Here is a 19,662-nt window from a genome sequence, read left to right as displayed (position 1 = left end):
TATTCTGAATAAAAGAATAAAAAAAGAAAACCTTGAAAGGTAAGTAGGGCAATGGATGTAGAATTACAAATCCTCAAGCATTTGCCAAGAGATGCTCACCCAACAGTTACCATCATAGATGAATATTGTGCAGAGTATAAAGACCTGTTTAAAGAAGTAAGAAATTATGAGTGTTTCAAATATTTACATCTGGGAATAATGTCACCAATTAAAAGAAAATCGTTACCAGAGATAGCGAAAGCCGTAAGTATAAACTCTGCACAGTCATTACATCATTTTTTAGCTAATTCAGATTGGTCAGTAGAGGAATTAAAACAACGAAGATTAAATCGACTAAAAACAGCATTAGATGGCAATGCGATTACAGTAGTAATAGATGAAACAGGAGACAGGAAAAAAGGAAAGAAGACTGATTATGTAGCTAGGCAATATTTAGGGAGTGTCGGAAAAGTCGATAATGGAATAGTTTCAGTGAATGCTTATGGACTTTACTCTAATATAACTTTTCCTTTAAGTGTAAAAATATTCAAACCAAAAGGGACGCTAAAATCAGGAGATAAATATAAAACTAAAATAGAATTAGCATCAGAAATTATTACGGAGCTAATTGAATCAGGCTTTAATATTAAATTAGTACTAGCAGATAGTTTGTATGGTGAAAGTAGCCAATTTATTAGAAAACTAGCTGAATATCAACTAGATTATGTTGTAGCAATAAGAAGTAATCATGGAGTCTGGTTGCCAGCAGGACAGAGCGTTAGGGCGAATAAATGGTGTAAATTTGAAAAAACATTTAGCAATCAGAAATCAGAAATTAGATACATTAGGGAAATAATTTATGGTAAAAAAAGAGCCATAACTTACTGGGAAATAACCACTGATCCAGAAACCATGCCAGAGAATTCAACTTCTTTCGTAATGACAAATCTTCAAGGTAATCTCAAGAAAACTTTAGGAGATTTATATGGATTAAGAACCTGGGTAGAATATGGTTTTCGACAGTGTAAACAGGAACTAGGTTGGACAAATTATCGGTTCACAAATTTTCAACATATTGAGAGATGGTGGGAAATGATTTTTTGTGTTTACACAATGATTAGTTTAAATTCTTCCGCCTTGTTAGGCTTAAATCTATCTCGTAAAATTGAACCTGAGTTACAAGAAAATAGTGATGCTGATTTTTCTAATCATCAACAATGGAACCATGAATCCGGATGGAAAAATACTTTAAATAATCTACGTCTCATTGCCCAACCACTCTTACTATTTTGGTTGATTTATCCCTGGATACATATTTTCCCTAATTCTCATTTATTGCTGGGATTCAATCAATTAATTAGTGCAATGAATCAATTTAAACCCTATTATGCTTCTGGATAATTTCGCTTAGTTACTACTTGCTCATTCCGGAAAGTGACAGAAGAGGGATAACTGCTGGTGTAACTAGCCAATTTCTGGAAATTAGTGGATGGAGCCGACTAGATGCATCCTACATCGCTAACAAATAAGTACCGATGTACCGATGAATACTCTGCTCTGGACTTAGTACAGCATTTCTCTTTCTTCGTAGCTTTTTCAAACGCAGCGAAAAGTTTGTGGGGAAGGTTTCCTTCCACAAAACTTTTCAAGACAGAGAAAAAACAGAGTAAAGCGCTTCAGGGGCGCAGAGTTTGAGTGCTAGATTCTCCATTCAATGCGTTATGAGCGAATGGCACTAAGAAAAGATACAGCCCTTGCTCTGACTGGTTCCCAGCCTCTAGGCTGGGAACCCATTCTGGGAGGCTCCGCCTCCAGTAGCTTGACAAGAGGCAGAGCCTCTTTTAAATACATTCCCAGCCTGGAGGCTGGGAACCAGATGACACAAGCCTTTGGGCTTTTCTTAGTGCCATTTTCCCATAGCGCCAGTAATGTTGTCAACGTTGACTGGGGGGCTTCTAATTTTGGGGCAAGTCGGTAGCGTTCCAGGGTTGGGTCAAAGTACCCTGCCAGGATGTCATGCTGTATCCGTGTGGCGATGGATGTTGCAGTTGCCATATCACGTCTGTTGGCGTAGTGTCCACCAGGGACGGGGTTGAAACTGTAGCGCTTACCACCCCAGGAGAACTTCAATTGGATGGAACCGTTGTTATTGGTTGGTTTTATTTCCCTCATTGTCCTAAACCTGTCCTAAGAACGGCATTAGGACAGCTAGGGAGCCTTTAGTTGGTCTAGTAATGCTGCGATCGCACCGCAGAGGTCAGGGGTTCGAGTCTCCTATTCTCCATTTGTACATGTCGATTGCCAAATTATTTGACCGCGTTGACAAATTCATGACCATATTGTCAAATTGCTGTCTGCGATGCCAAATTAATTGGCCTTCAACTTATCATCAAGCTACTATACATATTTAATTCTATGTATGATCGCAGCGCTCTTTTCAACCCACCTTAATTTTAGAATTGTAACAGTATATTAATGTATTAAACTTTATATATTTGTGCGATCGCACACTGAGGTTAATATACTGTGGTTGATAGTCGATCTAAATAATTCCTAAGAAAATTAGGGAATTAAAACAATGGCTACGCCAAGTAGGTTTTACCGAACTACCAGGAAAAGGAAGCCACACTAACTGGATACATCCTTTATATGCTGGAAAGCTAACGGTTTCGGGAAAAGAAAGGTCGGACGCTAAACCCTACCAAGAAAAGGATGTGCAACAAGCTATAAAAGAGGTAGAGGAGAAACAACAGCAGGAGAAGCAGGAAGATGAGTAAATTTAAGTATCAAATGTTGATTCAATGGTCTGTTGAAGACAACTGCTTCTTAGTTGGATTTCCTGATTTTCCCGGACAGCGTTGGCGCACTCATGGCGATACTTATGAAGAAGCTGTGGCGAACGGTATTGAAGCGTTAGAATCCCTAATTATGGCTTACGAAGCCACAAATGAACCGCTTCCACAGCCAACAGTTTATCAAGTTGCGTAATTGAGCTTATTACTATACGTTTCAGAATTAACAATGTGATGGGTATCTTGAAATGAAGTAAAATACGTCGGTGAGTCTAAAATCATGCCACGCATCTTTGACAACATTGACTTACAACTGCTACCGATTTTGCGGGATACCCTCAAAGTATCTTATCGGGCTGATTTTTGCGTGGGTTATTTTAACCTCAGAGGTTGGCGCAAGCTTGATGATTTAATTGAACAGTATGTTGGGGGAGAAACTTCTTGTTGTCGCTTGTTGGTGGGGATGCAAACTTTACCCAGCGATGAGGTGCATGGTGCATTTACGTTGGGTGCTGGGGAGGGTAGGCTCGATAATAGTACTATTATTCGTCTCAAAAAAAAGATAGCGGCGGAGTTTCGCCAACAGCTTACTCTCGGTGCGCCAACAGATAATTATGAAGCAGGTTTACGTCTTTTAAGCCGTCAATTAAAAACGAAGAAATTAGTTATTAAATTATTTTTAGCCCATCCTCTCCACGCTAAGTTATATCTCGTTCATCGCCATGACCCGAATAGTCCGATAGTTGGATTTTTAGGTAGTAGTAATTTGACTTTGGCAGGTTTGAGAAAACAAGGGGAATTAAATGTTGATATTCTAGATTATGATGCGACGAATAAACTGCAAAAGTGGTTTGAAGACCGTTGGCAAGATTACGGTTGTATTGATATTTCTAAAGAGCTTGCCGAAATAATTGATAACAGTTGGGCAAGGGAAGAATTAATTCCACCATATCATATTTATTTGAAGATTGCTTATCATTTATCCCATGAAGCGATCGCTGGACTTTCAGAATTCCGAATACCGCGTGAATTTAATAATTTGTTTGATTTCCAAAAAGCAGCGGTACAACTAGCAGCGCGTCATGTAACTCGTCGTGGTGGGGTAATTGTCGGGGATGTTGTGGGCTTGGGTAAAACATTAGTTGGTACTGCTTTAGCAAAAATATTACAAGAAGATTGTTTTTGGGAAACTTTAATTATTTGTCCGAAAAACTTAACTTCGATGTGGCAAGAATATGTGGATAATTATCGGCTTTATGCTAAGGTAATGTCCATTAGTAACGTCCAAAATTTGTTACCAGAATTGCGTCGCTATCGGTTGGTGTTAATAGATGAAAGTCATAATTTACGCAATCGAGAAGGAAAAAGATATCGAGCGATCGCAGAATATATTGCAACCAATGAAAGCAAATGCATTTTACTTTCGGCAACCCCATATAATAAAACTTATCTTGACCTTTCTGCTCAATTAAGATTATTTCTTCCTGAAGACCAAGATTTGGGTTTTAGACCGGAAGCTTTAATTAATGAATTGGGAGGAGGTTCTTTAGGAGAATTGCAATTTATTAGAAAGCATCAATGTTCTGTTAAATCTCTTGCTGCTTTTGAAAAAAGTGAACATCCCGATGATTGGCGAGAATTGATGAAACGCTATATGGTGCGGCGGACTCGTTCATTTATTAAAGATAATTATGCCAAATCTGACCCCAGTTTTTCTTCCCTTAATCAAAATAAACAAGTAATACGTAAATATTTAGAGTTCCCTGATGGTAGACGTTCTTATTTTCCCGAACGTTTACCCCGCACGATTAAATTTACTTTAGATACTGCTAATGATTCGTATTCTTCCCTTTATTCGGAAGCAATAATTGCAGTAATTAATGAACTAAATTTACCCCGTTATGGATTGGGTAATTATGTAGCAGCAAAACCTGAACAACCACCAACAGATATAGAACAGCGCCAAATTAGCGGTTTATTTCGCGGTGGACGTAGATTGATGGGTTTTTCCCGCACTAATTTATTTAAACGCCTAGAAAGTAGCGGTTTTGCTTTTATTCAATCAATTGAACGTCACATTTTACGTAATTTTATTTATTTATATGCTTTAGAAAACGAGCTTGATATCCCTATTGGTACTCAAAGTTCAGAATTATTAGATACGAGAAATAATGATGAGGATGCTGATTCGGTGACAGCAAGTTTATTTGATGTGGAAATAGAAGAAGATGACCTCACCCCGATAGCAGATAGGGGAGAAAAAGCGGTAGAAGAAATCCTGGGATCAACAGAAAAAGCTTTTAGACAACAAGCAGAATCAATTTATCAGGAATATACTACCCGATATCAGCGTCGTTTTAAATGGCTGCGTTCGTCATTGTTTGATATTAAAAAACTAAAAAAAGATTTATTAACTGATGCGAAAGCCCTAATTAATATATTGCAAAAAATTGGTAAATGGAATTCTCAAGCAGATGAAAAATTGATAGCCTTAATTAATCTATTAACAGAAACACACCCCAACGAAAAGGTATTAATTTTCACACAATTTGCAGATTCAGTACGCTACATAACAGATAACTTACAAGCAAAAAACATCACCAAAGTAGGAGGAGTAACGGGGCGATCGCAATCTCCTACAGAACTGACGGGAAGATTTAGCCCTGTGAGTAATAATAAGCGAGATAGGGTATCATCAACAGATGAATTACGGATATTAATCGCCACAGATATTTTAAGTGAAGGTCATAATTTACAAGATTGTGCAATTATTGTAAATTGGGATTTACCTTGGGCAATTATTCGATTAATTCAAAGGGCTGGACGGGTTGATCGAATTGGTCAAAATGCTGAAAAAATTCTCTGTTATTCTTTTCTTCCTGCTGAAGGTGTTGAACGTATTATTAATTTGCGGGAAAGACTCAAGCAAAGATTACAAGAAAATGCCGAAGTTGTGGGGACTGATGAGACATTTTTTGAGGATGATGATCCACAAGTAATTTTGGATTTATATAATGAAAAATCGGGTGTTTTAGATGGAGATGAAGATACAGAAGTTGATTTAACTTCAGAAGCATTTCAAATTTGGAAACAAGCAACTGATGATAATCCTGCACTGAAAAAAACTATCGAAGAAATGCAGAATGTGGTTTATTCTACTCGTGGACATATACCCCAACCAGTGCAACCAGAGGGAGTATTAATGTATATGAAAACCACTCAGGGAAATGATGCTTTAATTTACGTTGATCGCAATGGTGATAGTGTAACTCAATCGCAGTTAGCTGTGTTAAAAATGGCAGCTTGTGAAGAATCAACACCAGCAATAGCTAAAGATAAACAGCATCATAATTTAGTTGAAAAAGGTACTCAATTGCTGGCTGAAGAAGAAAAGAATATGGGTGGTCAATTGGGTAGACCATCGGGTGCGAGATTCCGTAGTTACGAACGATTGAAAAGTTATGCACAAGAGATGAAAAACACTTTGTTTGTGACTGAAGAACTATTAAAAGCCATTGATGATATTTATCGTTATCCGTTAAGACAGTCGGCAATTGATACTTTAAATCGGCAATTAAGAAGCGGTATTAGCAATCAGCAATTAGCAGAATTAGTAGTTGCTTTGCGAAGGGACGATCGCTTGTGTATTGTCAGTGAAGAAATTGAGAAACGGGAACCTCAAATTATTTGTTCTTTGGGATTATTTAAGGAAGAGTAACATATTGTACAATGATTATATAGAATTTATCTTTTATTTTTGAAACATACGTAGGGTGCGTTATAACGAAGTGTAACGCACCGCATTCTCAATTTTGGTGCGGCGCTTGGCGACAACACACCTTACGTGTATGGCGTTTCTCGATTCGATGCAATACAAACTAGGACGGGGAAACCCCACCCCTACAGGCTTTGTAATTTAAAACTGTACCTCAATAACCTGAAAACTGCTATATTTCAAAAATAAAATATGAATCTTATATAATAAGAAGGCAATACAAATCTTACTTATTAAACTTACGTTAGGTAAATAAAAGTGGATAATTGGAATATTTTATTAGAAATTAGAGATGATGGGCTTACTACCGCCACAGTCTTAGAAGTTCCTGATTGCCAAATCAGTGATGAAACTAAACAAGGTGCAGTTGAAAAAATTCAGCAGCTATTGCAAAAGCGTCTAGCGCAAGCAGAAATAATTCAGATTCCAGCACCAATACAACCAGTTACTTCAGAAAGCGGTTTGATGAAGTTTGCTGGAATTTTTCAGGACGATCCAGATTTTATGGAAATTATGAAAGAAATAAGAGCAGAGAGAGATTTGGACAACATATGACATGGATTCTGGATACTGACCATGCATCGCTGTTTTTAGCTGGAAATAAATCAATAATTGCTGCTGTTGCTAAACACTCTAAGGATATAGCAATTACGGTGATTACTGTTCAAGAATTATTTAACGGCTGGGCTGGTAGATTGAATAACCCAGCCCCAGAAAAAAATTTTACTCAACTTTATACTAAGCTCTGGGAGACTACTGAATTTATTAAGGTAATAACTGTCTTAAATTTTGATAACAATGCTGAATCATGCTATGAAATGTTAAGAAAAAGCTCTAAAGAACTTGCAAAAAATAGGATTGATAAAGACTTACGAATTGCTTCAATTGCTCTTACCCAAAATGCAATCATAGTCACACGTAATAATAGAGACTTTTCTCAAATTCCCAACCTAAAGATAGAAAATTGGTCAGAGTGAAAATTTCCTTTTTGCAAGTCGAATAAAGAGCATACTTTTTTGTGGCGATCGCACTCTTTATCCTACCGTGTTTCTGGTTTCCCGCTAGTCGATCAAAGCACACTTATAAATTTGTATTAATTTTATCCTTAATTTCAGTGATACGTAGGCTGTTTTTAGCTTTTCCTAAGTATAGCAATCGCCAAGGTGGTTAGGCCTAAAGCTCGCGCGTCCCGGAATCCTTAGCGCGAGACTTTTCAAGAAGACGTTCTAAATTACTAAAACCTTTGATGTCATTCGCGAATTCTCTAGCCTAAGCGCCCCTAGTCTCTAGCTATAATTACCTATAGTTTTATAAAACCTTATTAGACAAGCCTAGAAACGTAATAAAAGTTTCTAGGCTCAGATTTAGTTAAAAAATTATTTTTCTAGCGCTAAATTTTACCCGGAAACACACTCATACTGTCAGTATAGACTGATATACAAAATCGCAACGTTTAAATATTAATACTGAGTTATTTTGTAGCAAAAAGGGTTATCAAAGTATCAGCTTTGTTAAGATTATGTAAACAAATCGTTATTAATTAAGGGTTGTGGCTCCAAGGTTTTCATCTTTGGGCGTATTTTTTATGCTCGTTTTTTGCTACATCAAATTCTATTTTTACTTGCCGGATTAGTATACCATGACACTTGACTTTCAGCGAACACGCGAATTATTACATAATTTTCAATTTCAGGACTTGTTCATCCAACAATTGGGTTGGTCAGATTCTTCACTTCAAAAAGCAGTAACATTAGAAATAGACGATATCACTGAGCATAGTCAAAATCCGCTGACTTCGACTACGCTCAGTCAGCGTCAAAGTGAGCTTGAGCATAGTCAAAATCCGCTGACTTCGACTACGCTCAGTCAGCGTCAAAGTGAGCTTGAGCATAGTCAAAATCCACTGACTTCGACTACGCTCAGTCAGCGTCAAAGTGAGCTTGAGCGCAGTCAAAATCCGCTCACTGAGCGCAGTCGAAGTGAGCGTCGAAGTCAAAAAACCTACCAATACCAACGAATAGCTGAAAGTTCTGGTGTTGCTATATTTGAAGTGACAGCAGCTGATGGTGCTATTCCTGATGCGAAAACTCGGGATGCAATTCACAAAGAAATTACTAACTTAATCGCTGAAAATTTGTTGATATTTATTGATGGTCAGCGTACGCGCAGTCTTTGGTATTGGGTGAAGAGAGAAGGAAATAATAGTTCGACTTCGCTCACTATAAAAAGTTATAAACGTGAACCTTTATATGTCAAAGGTCAACCGGGAGACTTATTTTTAAGTAAGCTTGGTTCTCTAGTTATTGATATCACCGAACTGGAAGATGATCATCTTTCGGTTGTAGAAATTGCGCGTCGTCTTCAAGATGCATTTGATGTAGAACCTGTAACCAAGAAATTTTATAAAGAATTTCAAGAGGAACATAAGCTATTTTTACAGCATATCAAAGGAATCAACAACGAGGCTGATAAACGTTGGTATGCGTCGGTGATTTTCAATCGGATGATGTTTGTTTATTTTCTTCAGCGTAAGAGTTTTTTGGATAACGGAGATTTAAATTATTTACAAAATCGGCTCAAACAAAGCAAAGAACAAGGTGAGAACCTTTTTTATAGTAATTTTCTGAAAACTTTATTTTTTGATAGCTTTGCTACACCAGAATCAGACCGTGATCCAGCAGTTGAAAAGTTAGTTGGGGTGATTAAATACCTCAATGGGGGATTATTTCTGCAACATCGTATTGAACACGAAAATCAGATTTCAATTCCTGATGTAGCATTTGAAAAAGTTTTAGCATTATTTGCTAAATATTCTTGGAATTTAGACGACACACCAGGAGGAAAAGATGACGAAATCTCGCCAGACGTTTTAGGGTACATATTTGAAAAATACATTAATCAAAAAGCATTTGGTGCTTATTATACTCGTCCACAAATCACTGAATATCTTTGTGATCGAACGATTCATAAACTCATTTTAGACCGCGTTAATGATTCTTTGTCTGACAAGTATAAACCTTTTGAAGATTACAACGAACTGATATTTAACTTAGATTCAAAAATCTGTGATTTATTAATTAACGATATTCTGCCAAAATTATCAATTCTTGACCCAGCTTGTGGTTCTGGTGCATTTCTTGTAGCTGCGATGAAAACACTCCTCTTAGTTTATGGTGCTGTCATGGGGATGATTGATATCGTCGGAGATGCAAGTTTAAAGCAACAACTGCAAGAAATTAGGGAAAAACATCAATCTATATCTTACTACTTAAAAAAACGGATTGTTACTGATAATCTCTATGGCGTTGACATTATGGAAGAAGCCACAGAAATTGCTAAATTGCGCTTATTTTTAGCTTTAGTATCTTCCACTCATGATGTGAATCAATTAGAACCATTGCCTAATATTGATTTTAATATTATGGCAGGTAATTCGCTGATTGGATTGATGAATGTGGATGAAAATGCGTTTGATAGAATTGGAGATTATCAGCAAGGGAATTTGTTACAGATACTGGCTGCAAGTAATTATCGAAATATATTAGAAAATAAGAATAAGTCGATTAACCAATATAAAAATCACGCTTTTCGTCAGGAAGATTTAGAAGGAACATCACAACAACAACGCTTACAGATGTTGAAGAGTGATATTGAAAAGTTGAATCAGGAATCTCAAGAAAAATTAAATAGGTTGTTGTTGGATGAATTTAGCACACGTTTAGGTATTAAATATGAGGAAATTCAAACTACTGGGAAAGCTAGCCCTGAGCGGAGCCGAAGGGCAAAAAAGCGGTTTTTAAATGTTGATGATATTGCTGCATTGAAGCCTTTTCACTGGGGTTATCATTTTGATAAAGTTTTAGGAAGTGGTGGTTTTGATGCGATTATTACTAATCCACCTTGGGAAATTTTCAAGCCGCAAGCGAAAGAGTTCTTCGCACAGCATAATGAATTGGTGACGAAAAATAAGATGGATATTAAGGATTTTGAAAAAGAACAGAAAAAACTTTTAGAAAATCCTGAAGTTGCAGCAGCTTGGTTAGATTATCAAAGTCAATATCCTCATATAAGTGCTTATTATCGTTCAGCAGAACAGTATAAAAATCAGATTTCTGTTGTGAATGGGAAGAAAGCAGGAACGGATATTAATCTCTATAAGTTATTTCTCGAACAGTGCTTTAACCTTTTGCGTTTAAATGGTGAGTGTGGAATTGTAATTCCTAGCGGTATTTATACTGATTTAGGTGCTAAACAACTACGAGAAATGTTGTTTAATCAGACAAGTGTAACTGGGTTATTCTGCTTTGAAAATCGCAAAACAATTTTTGAAGAAGTTGATAGTCGTTTTAAATTTGTTGTACTTACCTTTGCGAAGGGTGGAAAAACAACAGAATTTCCATCAGCTTTTATGCGTCATGATGTACAGGAACTGCAAAGATTTCCTGGTGATGAGAGTTTAGCGATTACCATTGATATGGTGCGGAAATTATCACCTGATAGCTTAGGAATAGTTGAATTTGCGAATAATTATGATTTATCAATAGCAGAAAAAGTTTCTAAATATCCACTTTTAGGTCAAAAAATAAATAACTGTTGGAATATTAGTTTACAAAGTGAATTTCACATGACCAATGATAGCTATCTCTTTTGCAAAGATAGCAAACCTGAAATGATGCCTTTATATGAAGGCAAAATGATTCACCAATTTAACCACCAGTTTGAAAAACCGCGATACTGGATTGATGAAAAAGAAGGAAGAGCAGCTGTACTGGGTAAAAAGGAAGATAATAGGCAAAAGCTTGACTATCAGGATTACAGACTTGGATTTCGCAAGATAGCAAGTAGTACAAATGAGAGAACAATGATTTCAGCAATCATTCCTCAAAAATTTCACTCAGAAAGTTTTCAATCTGTTCGTACATACGACTATGAAGGAAATCGTCAAATAAACTATGATGTAATGCTTTATCTTAGCGGAGTTTGGAATAGCTTTGTTTTAGATTATTTACTGCGTTTGAGAGTAACTGCTAATGTGAATTTTTTTTACGTCTACCAACTACCAGTTCCACGCCTAACAAAAAACGATCGCACTTTTTCCGACATAGTACAACGCGCAGCCAAACTTATCTGCACCACAAGAGAATTTGACGAATTAGCGCAAGAAGTCGGACTCGGTTCTCACACCAATGGAGTCACCGACGCAAGCGAAAGAGCCAAACTCCGCGCCGAACTCGACGGAATCATAGCTCATCTCTATGGTTTAACCGAAACCGAATTTGCATACATCCTCTCCACATTCCCCATCGTTCCCGAACAAGTCAAACAAGATGCATTAACAGCATATCGGGACTTTGCACCTGTAACGAGTGATGCGGATATTAGACTTGTTGGATAAATACTTTTTTTCTCGCGCAAAGGCACAAAGACGCAAAGAAGATTGCGAAAATTAGGACTTTTGCAAGTGGTCTATGAAATGCCATAATTACCTTTCTTATTCTTTGTACCTTTGCGCCTTTGCGCCTTTGCGCGAAACAAATTCATATTTAGTTAAACTAAGGATGAGCTTGTTTAATAATCTTGATATGACTAACAATACACCAGCTAACTCGCCCACTCAGACCGAAATCACAACTGGGACGCGGGTGAGAAACTTTTTAATTGCAATAGTAGCGATCGCCCTGGGTGCTGCCTTATTCTTAGGATTGCGGACTGAAACTACTTCTGCTTCTCTTTCCAAGTTGAGTGAAGCTGCTACACCTCTAGAAGTCGCTGTTAGCAACGGTAAACCATCTCTAGTGGAGTTCTACGCTGACTGGTGTGCTGTCTGCCAAAAAATGGCTCCCGACATCGCTCAAATTGAACAGCAGTACGCTGATAAAGTAAATTTTGTCATGCTGAATGTAGATAACACTAAATGGCTACCAGAGATGCTCAAATATCGGGTAGATGGGATTCCCCATTTTGTGTTTTTAAGTAAAGATGGCGAATCGTTAGCACAAACAATTGGCGACCAACCCCGCGCGGTGATGTCCTCAAACTTAGACGCCTTGATTGCTGGTGATTCTCTCCCTTATGCTCAAGCTAGCGGACAAGTTTCTAAATTTTCCGCACCAGTAGCACCGACAGCTACTCAAGACGACCCCCGCAGTCATGGAAGTCAAGTAGTGGATTAGTCGTTGATGATTTGAATTTCATCGAGTCGATTAATCACCACATCCGCACCTTTGACATGTTCTGATTTTCCCACCCAAGTGATGCCGATAGTACCATTCGCCTTCGCGTCCCGCGCCATTTGCATATCACCCACAGCATCCCCCACCATCAATGTAGCTCCCGGTTCTACGCCCAAAGCTTGACAAGCTTGCAAAAATAGTATAGGGTCTGGTTTACTAGGCCCGTCATCTACTCCCATTTGTAGCTGAATGTAATCACTTAGTTGATAATTGGCTACAAACTGATAAACTTCTTGAGTAGGGGCGGCTGAGAGAATACCAAGTTTTAGTCCCCTTTCCCAGAGATATTTCAACACCTCCAAACTTCCCGCAAACAGCGGCGCAGGCGTTTGGTCAACGTATTTTTCCGCTTCGTTTAAAGCTTGGCGCGCTATCTGTAAACACTCAAACCATCCTTTCCCCGTTTCGGCAATATATGCTGCTGTGGCAATTTCTGTTTCCCGGCGACTAGCTACGGCGATTAAACCAGCAGGGTCGAGGACATCACCGTTGATTCCAAAAGCCATTAATAAGGGTTCACCAGTTCCGGGAATTTGAGCATCTATTAACCGGGCTGCTTTTTGTCCGAGCGATCGCAAATATATTTCCGAGTCTTCCAGAGTACCGTTTTTATCAAATAAAATCGCTTGAATCTCTGAAAAAGTTATATTTCTACATTTAATAGTTACCAAAGGATTCTCCTCTATGCGAATTAGCATAAAAAAAAGAGGGACGTTCCCTCTCTTTACAGTACTTTAATTTACTTAATAATTGACCAAACTAATCTTCAATAGCTGCTGGGATTTCTTCTTCAATTGCTGAGGGAATTTCTTCTTCAGTTGCTGAGGGAATTTCCTCTTCAGTTTCAGTTGCTGAGGGAATCTCTTCTTCAACTGCTGTAGCTGTCAAACCTTGTTGTTTGGCTAGCAGCTGTTCCCGATACTTAGCTGCCATTTCTTCTGCTTTATCGTAGACCAAATCGCGGTTCTTAATCATATCACCGGGTTCTGGTTCGAGCTGTTTGGTGGAGAGGGAAATCCGACCTCTTTCTGCATCCAAGTCAATGATCATCACTTTGACTTCATCATTGACATTAAAGACGCTATGTGGTGTGTCGATATGCTCGTGAGAAATTTCGGAGATGTGTAGTAGACCGCTGACGCCACCGATATCAATAAAGGCGCCGTAAGGTTTAATTCCGCGAACTGTACCAATTACCACTTCGCCAACTTCGAGGCGGTTCATCTTCCGTTCAACCAGCGCTCGACGGTGGGACAGTACAAGACGGTTCCGTTCTTCGTCTACTTCCAAAAATTTCAATGGTAGTTCTTCACCTACCAATTCTTCTTTGGGTTTGCGAGTGCTGATATGGGAGCCGGGAATAAAGCCGCGCAATCCTTCAATTCTGACCAGCGCACCACCACGGTTAGTAGCAAATACACCAGAGCGAACAGTGGCGTCTTCAGCTTGTAATTGGCGCACCCGTTCCCAAGCGCGCATGTATTCAATCCGACGAATCGAAAGGGTCAATTGACCATCTTCGTTTTCGTCAGTGAGAATAAAAAATTCCCGCGTCTCGTTAGACTGTAAGACTTCTTCCGGGGCATCGACCCGGTTAATAGACATTTCTTGTATGGGGATGTATGCTGCTGTTTTAGCACCTATGTCAATCAGAGCGCCGCGCGGCTCTATACTAAAAACTGTACCTGGCACTATATCACCAGGGCTGAAGTGATAATCGTACTTATCAAGTAGAGCAGCGAAATCTTCGTGGGTAAATTCAATTTCTGTAGCGGTTAAATTCTGATTGACCATGCTGATTTGTTCCTGGTTTTAGTCTCCGTAAAGTTTTTGGGGCCAACAACATTATATGTGCGCGAGTGACTTGGTGATCTCTACACCTACATGTTTTTTCATCCTAGCGCAGAAAAGCTAGTGGTAATACCATTTCACTTTAATAATGGTACAAACAAGTTGGTAGGGGCACGGCACTGCCGTGCCCCTACGAAAAATCTATCTGTATCAACGTTTTCGTGAATTGGTATAACACATATTAACTTCCAGATAGAAAATTATATCACACAAGCCGTAGACGCCATGAACAATAAATATCCGCTGCTACTACGAGTAGTAACAGCGGATGCAAGGCGCTAATGACTTTAAAAGTCTAGCAATGACGAATTATTTTTCTTTCTTGGTTTCAATGCGAGGAGGTTCACGAAATGCGATCGCAAAGAAAAGAACTCCTATACACAGCGTGAAAATCAAGATGTACGCAACGCTTTCCATATCAAAAGCTCCTGTCTATTCAGCCAGTAATTATAGTGTATCAAGTTTAGGGATTGGGTACTGGGAGTTTTTCCCGGAATCTAGTAGAGCAAAGTTCCAGCAAACCTAATTACTTCCCCTTCCCTACACTAGCCCCTAGCTCCCAGCCCCTATTCCCTAAAAATTAGGCACCCTTCCGGCGAGTTGTCTTGTCACCCACTTTCTGGAATAAGCCCCATTCGACTTGTTCTTCCAAATCCGCTTCGACGCCGGCGAATACATCTCGGTAAATTGTCCGAGCACCGTGCCAGATGTGACCAAAGAAGAACAACAGAGCAAAGACAGCGTGACCAAAGGTAAACCAACCTCTGGGGCTAGTCCGGAATACACCGTCAGAGTTCAAGGTTTCCCGGTCAAATTCAAATATTTCGCCGCCTTGAGCTTTACGGGCATATTTTTTGACTTCTGCCGGCTCTGTAAAGGTTTTGCCATTGAGATCACCGCCATAGAAGCTGACAGTTACACCAGATTGCTCAAAGCTGTATCTGGATTCTGCCCGACGGAAAGGAATATCAGCGCGGATCACACCATCTTTGTCAGTTAAGATAACTGGGAAGGTTTCAAAGAAGTTGGGCAGACGACGTACTGTCAATTCCCGTCCTTCAGAATCTGTGAATACCGCGTGGCCTTGCCAAGATTGGGCAATACCATCACCCTTAACCATCGGCCCTGTACGGAATAGACCACCTTTCGCGGGGCTATTACCTACATAGTCATAAAATGCAAGTTTTTCGGGAATTTGTGACCAAGCTTCCGACAAACTAGCACCTTGAGCCACGCTGTTTTGGACGCGACGGTCAATTTCTTGACGGAAGTAACCTTGATCCCACTGATAACGGGTAGGGCCAAACAGTTCAATGGGGGTAGTGGCGTTACCGTACCACATCGTACCTGCTACCACAAAAGCGGCAAAGAATACTGCCGCAATACTGCTAGAAAGTACGGTTTCAATGTTCCCCATCCGCAGAGCTTTGTAAAGCCGTTCGGGTGGTCTAACTGTCAGGTGAAATAAGCCTGCGATGATGCCGACGATACCAGCGGCGATGTGGTGAGCGACAATCCCACCGGGGTTAAAGGGGTTAAAGCCGTCAGGCCCCCATTCTGGCGCTACTGGCTGGATGCTGCCGGTGATACCGTAGGGGTCAGAAACCCACATCCCTGGGCCAAATAAGCCTGTGAGGTGGAAAGCACCGAAGCCAAAACAGAGTAAACCGGATAAGAACAGGTGAATGCCAAACATCTTTGGCAGGTCTAGCGCAGGTTCGCCGGTGCGGGGGTCTCTAAAGAGTTCCAAGTCCCAGTAAACCCAGTGCCAAACAGCGGCCAAGAACAACAGACCGGAGAGCACGATGTGAGCAGCGGCTACACCTTCAAATGACCAGAAGCCAGGATCAGTAGAGGGGCCGCCTGTAACGTTCCAACCACCCCAAGATTGAGTGACGCCTAGACGTGACAGGAAGGGAAGCACAAACATTCCTTGGCGCCACATCGGGTTGAGAACTGGATCGCTGGGATCATAAATAGCCAGTTCATATAGTGCCATTGAACCAGCCCAGCCTGCTACTAAGGCTGTGTGCATCAAGTGTACAGAAATCAGTCGCCCTGGATCATTCAGAACTACTGTATGTACTCGGTACCAGGGTAGTCCCATCGACTACGCTCCTCCTCGATGAGTTAGTTTACAAAGCAATTTTCTTACGGAAGTCACACACTACGGAAGCAGTGGCTGCGAATTCTCTCAGTTTTTGTTATTGCCAGAGTCTTGAGTTTGACCACAGCTAAGTCTTATAAGTCAGACAGTGTGGTTTGTTTAGCGGTGCTGATCCGCTTTTAGATCTTTACCTTGTGGGGTAGCGATCGCCTTCATCACCAGCGATGATTTTCTTCAGGAAAACCACCATCCTGTTCTCAGGAAAGAGAACTTGTCTGGAGAAATTTAGGCAGCAAAGCGCACCATGCAATCACCAAACAAAAATGAGAATGTTTTAAAAAGTGTAACTATTGATGGACTTGTTTGCAAGCGTGTAAATAGATGCGATCGCGTAACATTGCTGAGTTACTTCGCTACAGTTCATCGTCGCAGACTACGATTTGTCCATTTTTCGGGATTAGAAAAACTTGTTCCTAGTCCTTGGGGTTTTCACTAAGCCCTGACTCTATTACTGCTGTACTGTCAAGGTGTAGTTACGCTTGACTCCTGAATCAAAGGAACCTACCCAAATCTGATAAGTGCCACGCTTCCATTGACTACCGTCGATGCTGGCATCTTTATTTTTACCAGTGTCGTCACCGCAGCGAATCGTTTCTTCTGGGCCTTTAACCAGTAATGTGGTGTCTCCACCGCTGTTAACTAATATTTTCAGGCTAGCGAAGTCTTGTTCTAAAATCAGGATGTGGTCAGGATTGGGATCAGCAAAGCCAATACAAGCTTTTTTATCCTGGTCGCGGTTGCTAATGGCTGACAAAGGATAAGAACCGCCTGTATATCCTTCAACTGCTGCTTTTACTGGCTGTGTACCTGTTGATAAGCTGATTGTACCGAAGTTTGATGTTTGTGCTATTGCGGGTGTAGCTATGATAGCGGCAAGTAAAGCTGTGAGCCAGCCGTTGGTGAATTGCCATCGGGGGCGACGGTACTTCATGTTAGCCCTCCAACAGGTTATTTTTTTAGTAACTATATATACATATTCTAAGAAAAAAACCACAAGGTTTCATAAGTTGTGCCACATTGTGATTTGCCACGAGCAAGGGGATATCGACAGGGGAAAATTCTGTTCTCCCCCCCTCGCTTCACTGTTGGAGTTGGAACAAGACGTCTGCTTTGAGCGATTCTGTGTTACTGCTATAACTACTAATGGTGAGCGATCGCAGTTGATTAAAAAACGGTTTGACTAATACTTCTGCCAATTTCAGAATCGGTAGTTGTCGCTCTAAAAATTGTCGGCTCTTGAGCCAATCAAGATAGATGTATCCTTGATTGGGGCGGGGAATGGCAGCGATACTATCTTGAAAATGACGATTACTCATTAAAGAATTTTCCTCAGATGTGAGGATTTGATTCAGTGTCTCTAAATCAGACGTGAAAATTTCGTAATTTCCCAAAGTTGTATGCACACCCTGAACTTTAGCTTCCACAGCTAGCGGTGCTTGATTTTTGGTTTCCGTTGGTTTGCTAGTAGCGCTTAATTGTGTCCAAGCAGAAACTTTCTGTTGCGCTAGAGTTAAAGTATTAATACTTAAACCTTTGGTCGCAGCGATCGCATCTAAGCGCGCAATACCCGCTGATACTTGGGGCGAATTCTCGACAACGAAAACCCAACTGGCAATTTTTTGCTGGTTTTGTGGGATTAATGCTATGGCGTATTCCCCTTGTACCCAGCTAAAAATATCTGCTTTCAAATTTATATTCCAGCGTCTGGGTATATCTGCCAGAGAAGGTGATAATTTAGCGATCGCATCTTCGTCTGATCCATATACCGTCGCTGTGGCTTGTCTCCATAATTTCGCTAATTCACTCTGCTCCAAGTTGCTCAAATTAGCTCCCGATATGGCTAAACCCGCTTTGCTGGGAATATATTTTAATGCTCCTACAGTTGGAGATAAAGATGGGGATGGGGTGACACTTGTCAAGGTTGTGAAAAAACTAGTTTCTGCTAGCAAACCTTGAGAATTCAATTTTAAAGAAATAATTTGGCTATTATAAGTTGGTTGTGATAGTTCCAATCCTTGCCATTTGGCGACGATGGGCAGATTGAGAAAGGCTACGGCTAAGGAATTTTCGGGTACTTGTTGAACAGCTTTTTGGTACTGAACCGAATTAGTCAAATTCAGATCAGCTGCTTGGACATTATTAATTGCATCTCGCAAAACTTTCACATCGTTAGCAAATAACAAAAAGTCACCAACCAATGCACCAGCCAAAAAGCCCTGTTTTGTAGGAGTATCATCAGAAAGCAGCTTTACGCCTTTGTATTCTTCTGTGATTAAGTTTCCCCCAGCTAAAACCCGTCGAGAAAACAACAGTTCGATAAACTCGCGGCTTTTATCCGGTTTTGTTGTCGCTAATGCCATGAGATATCCTGGCTGCAGTCCATTTTCCGGCTCGCGGTCAATATCTAAGTTAGTTACAGCTAGTGTAATTTCCTTTCCTAACCATGGTTGTATGTCTTGGCGGTAATCGATGATACTTTTAGACAATAAATTGGATTTAATCTCAGATAGCTGATTTTTAGAGTCTAAAGCTTGTAACTGGTCTGGGTTTGCTAGTAATGAAACCATTACCGGAGCAACTTTTGATACAAAAATAGCAGCATTCGGTTGAGAAGTAGACGCGACGAGATTGACTGGATTTTTCACGAAAAACCAGTAGAAGCCAGCAATAGCGATCGCCAGCAGTGCAATCACACCAGCTACCAGGAAATTAGAAAATGAGCGTTGGCTGTTCACAACTGGGAAATGGGGAATGGGGCATCCGTCATTGAGCATGGGAAAATAACCAAAGACTCTTGCCTATTGCCCAATGCCCAATTAATTCTCTATCCAAAATTTTCTGTCAAGATAAATGATATAAGATTGT

At 40.0% G+C, this 19,662-nt stretch carries 16 protein-coding genes; 9 read left to right on the top strand and 7 right to left on the bottom strand.

Annotated features, from left to right (window positions below):
• Positions 1-51 precede the first annotated feature (51 nt).
• Complete coding sequence (locus tag MIC7126_RS0110405) at positions 52-1,380, top strand: IS701 family transposase (protein WP_017653082.1); 1,329 nt, start codon at positions 52-54, stop codon at positions 1,378-1,380.
• Positions 1,381-1,698: 318 nt separating this feature from the next.
• Here the strand turns inward: MIC7126_RS0110405 and MIC7126_RS31560 are convergent, their stop codons facing one another.
• Positions 1,699-2,151 (bottom strand): hypothetical protein, encoded by a 453-nt coding sequence (locus MIC7126_RS31560; protein WP_017653081.1) that lies wholly within the window; start codon positions 2,149-2,151, stop codon positions 1,699-1,701.
• Between the two features lie 377 nt (positions 2,152-2,528).
• On the opposite strand from MIC7126_RS31560, the gene MIC7126_RS29305 reads away from it, so the two are divergent.
• From MIC7126_RS29305 to MIC7126_RS0110365, 7 genes are all read left to right on the top strand, one after another.
• On the top strand, positions 2,529-2,756 hold the full coding sequence (locus tag MIC7126_RS29305; protein WP_081603079.1) for a type II toxin-antitoxin system HicA family toxin: 228 nt from the start codon (positions 2,529-2,531) through the stop codon (positions 2,754-2,756).
• Positions 2,749-2,967: a type II toxin-antitoxin system HicB family antitoxin gene (locus MIC7126_RS0110390; protein ID WP_017653080.1), complete on the top strand. Its 219-nt coding sequence runs from the start codon at positions 2,749-2,751 to the stop codon at positions 2,965-2,967. Before MIC7126_RS29305 ends, MIC7126_RS0110390 begins: the two co-directional genes overlap by 8 nt.
• Before the next feature lie 84 nt (positions 2,968-3,051).
• Positions 3,052-6,489, top strand: coding sequence for a helicase-related protein (locus MIC7126_RS0110385; protein WP_017653079.1), 3,438 nt, complete (start codon positions 3,052-3,054; stop codon positions 6,487-6,489).
• Between the two features lie 315 nt (positions 6,490-6,804).
• Positions 6,805-7,101, top strand: coding sequence for a hypothetical protein (locus MIC7126_RS0110380; RefSeq protein ID WP_017653078.1), 297 nt, complete (start codon positions 6,805-6,807; stop codon positions 7,099-7,101).
• Positions 7,098-7,523 carry a type II toxin-antitoxin system VapC family toxin gene (locus MIC7126_RS0110375; protein ID WP_017653077.1) on the top strand — a complete coding sequence of 142 codons (426 nt, stop codon included), beginning with the start codon at positions 7,098-7,100 and terminating at the stop codon, positions 7,521-7,523. Before MIC7126_RS0110380 ends, MIC7126_RS0110375 begins: the two co-directional genes overlap by 4 nt.
• A gap of 662 nt (positions 7,524-8,185) precedes the next feature.
• Positions 8,186-11,941, top strand: a complete 3,756-nt coding sequence (locus MIC7126_RS0110370; protein WP_017653076.1) for an Eco57I restriction-modification methylase domain-containing protein — start codon at positions 8,186-8,188, stop codon at positions 11,939-11,941.
• A 187-nt stretch (positions 11,942-12,128) separates the two neighbouring features.
• Positions 12,129-12,719, top strand: coding sequence for a thioredoxin family protein (locus MIC7126_RS0110365; RefSeq protein WP_026100163.1), 591 nt, complete (start codon positions 12,129-12,131; stop codon positions 12,717-12,719).
• Here the strand turns inward: MIC7126_RS0110365 and MIC7126_RS0110360 are convergent.
• From MIC7126_RS0110360 to psbB, 4 genes are all read right to left on the bottom strand, one after another.
• Positions 12,716-13,450: an HAD family hydrolase gene (locus MIC7126_RS0110360; RefSeq protein ID WP_026100162.1), complete on the bottom strand. Its 735-nt coding sequence runs from the start codon at positions 13,448-13,450 to the stop codon at positions 12,716-12,718. The two genes, MIC7126_RS0110365 and MIC7126_RS0110360, sit on opposite strands and share 4 nt — an antisense overlap.
• Before the next feature lie 88 nt (positions 13,451-13,538).
• The gene (locus MIC7126_RS0110355; protein ID WP_017653073.1) at positions 13,539-14,573 is read right to left on the bottom strand and encodes a 30S ribosomal protein S1; all 1,035 of its coding nucleotides are present in this window, start codon (positions 14,571-14,573) and stop codon (positions 13,539-13,541) included.
• 366 nt (positions 14,574-14,939) lie between these two features.
• Positions 14,940-15,047, bottom strand: coding sequence for a photosystem II reaction center protein T (locus tag MIC7126_RS29300; protein ID WP_081603015.1), 108 nt, complete (start codon positions 15,045-15,047; stop codon positions 14,940-14,942).
• Between the two features lie 163 nt (positions 15,048-15,210).
• Positions 15,211-16,737: a photosystem II chlorophyll-binding protein CP47 gene (gene psbB / locus MIC7126_RS0110350; RefSeq protein WP_017653072.1), complete on the bottom strand. Its 1,527-nt coding sequence runs from the start codon at positions 16,735-16,737 to the stop codon at positions 15,211-15,213.
• A 304-nt stretch (positions 16,738-17,041) separates the two neighbouring features.
• On the opposite strand from psbB, the gene MIC7126_RS30340 reads away from it, so the two are divergent.
• Positions 17,042-17,233 (top strand): hypothetical protein, encoded by a 192-nt coding sequence (locus MIC7126_RS30340; RefSeq protein WP_154655871.1) that lies wholly within the window; start codon positions 17,042-17,044, stop codon positions 17,231-17,233.
• A 12-nt stretch (positions 17,234-17,245) separates the two neighbouring features.
• On the opposite strand, the gene MIC7126_RS0110345 is transcribed toward MIC7126_RS30340, so the two are convergent.
• Both MIC7126_RS0110345 and MIC7126_RS0110340 read right to left on the bottom strand, forming a co-directional pair.
• Positions 17,246-17,728, bottom strand: coding sequence for a hypothetical protein (locus tag MIC7126_RS0110345; RefSeq protein WP_017653071.1), 483 nt, complete (start codon positions 17,726-17,728; stop codon positions 17,246-17,248).
• A gap of 148 nt (positions 17,729-17,876) precedes the next feature.
• Entirely contained in the window at positions 17,877-19,571 is a 1,695-nt protein-coding gene (locus tag MIC7126_RS0110340) for a DUF3352 domain-containing protein (protein WP_017653070.1), read from the bottom strand.
• Positions 19,572-19,662: the final 91 nt, after the last annotated feature.

It is taken from the genome of Fortiea contorta PCC 7126 (assembly GCF_000332295.1).
Taxonomy (GTDB): domain Bacteria; phylum Cyanobacteriota; class Cyanobacteriia; order Cyanobacteriales; family Nostocaceae; genus Fortiea; species Fortiea contorta.
This window is presented reverse-complemented; position numbering and strand designations above follow the sequence as displayed.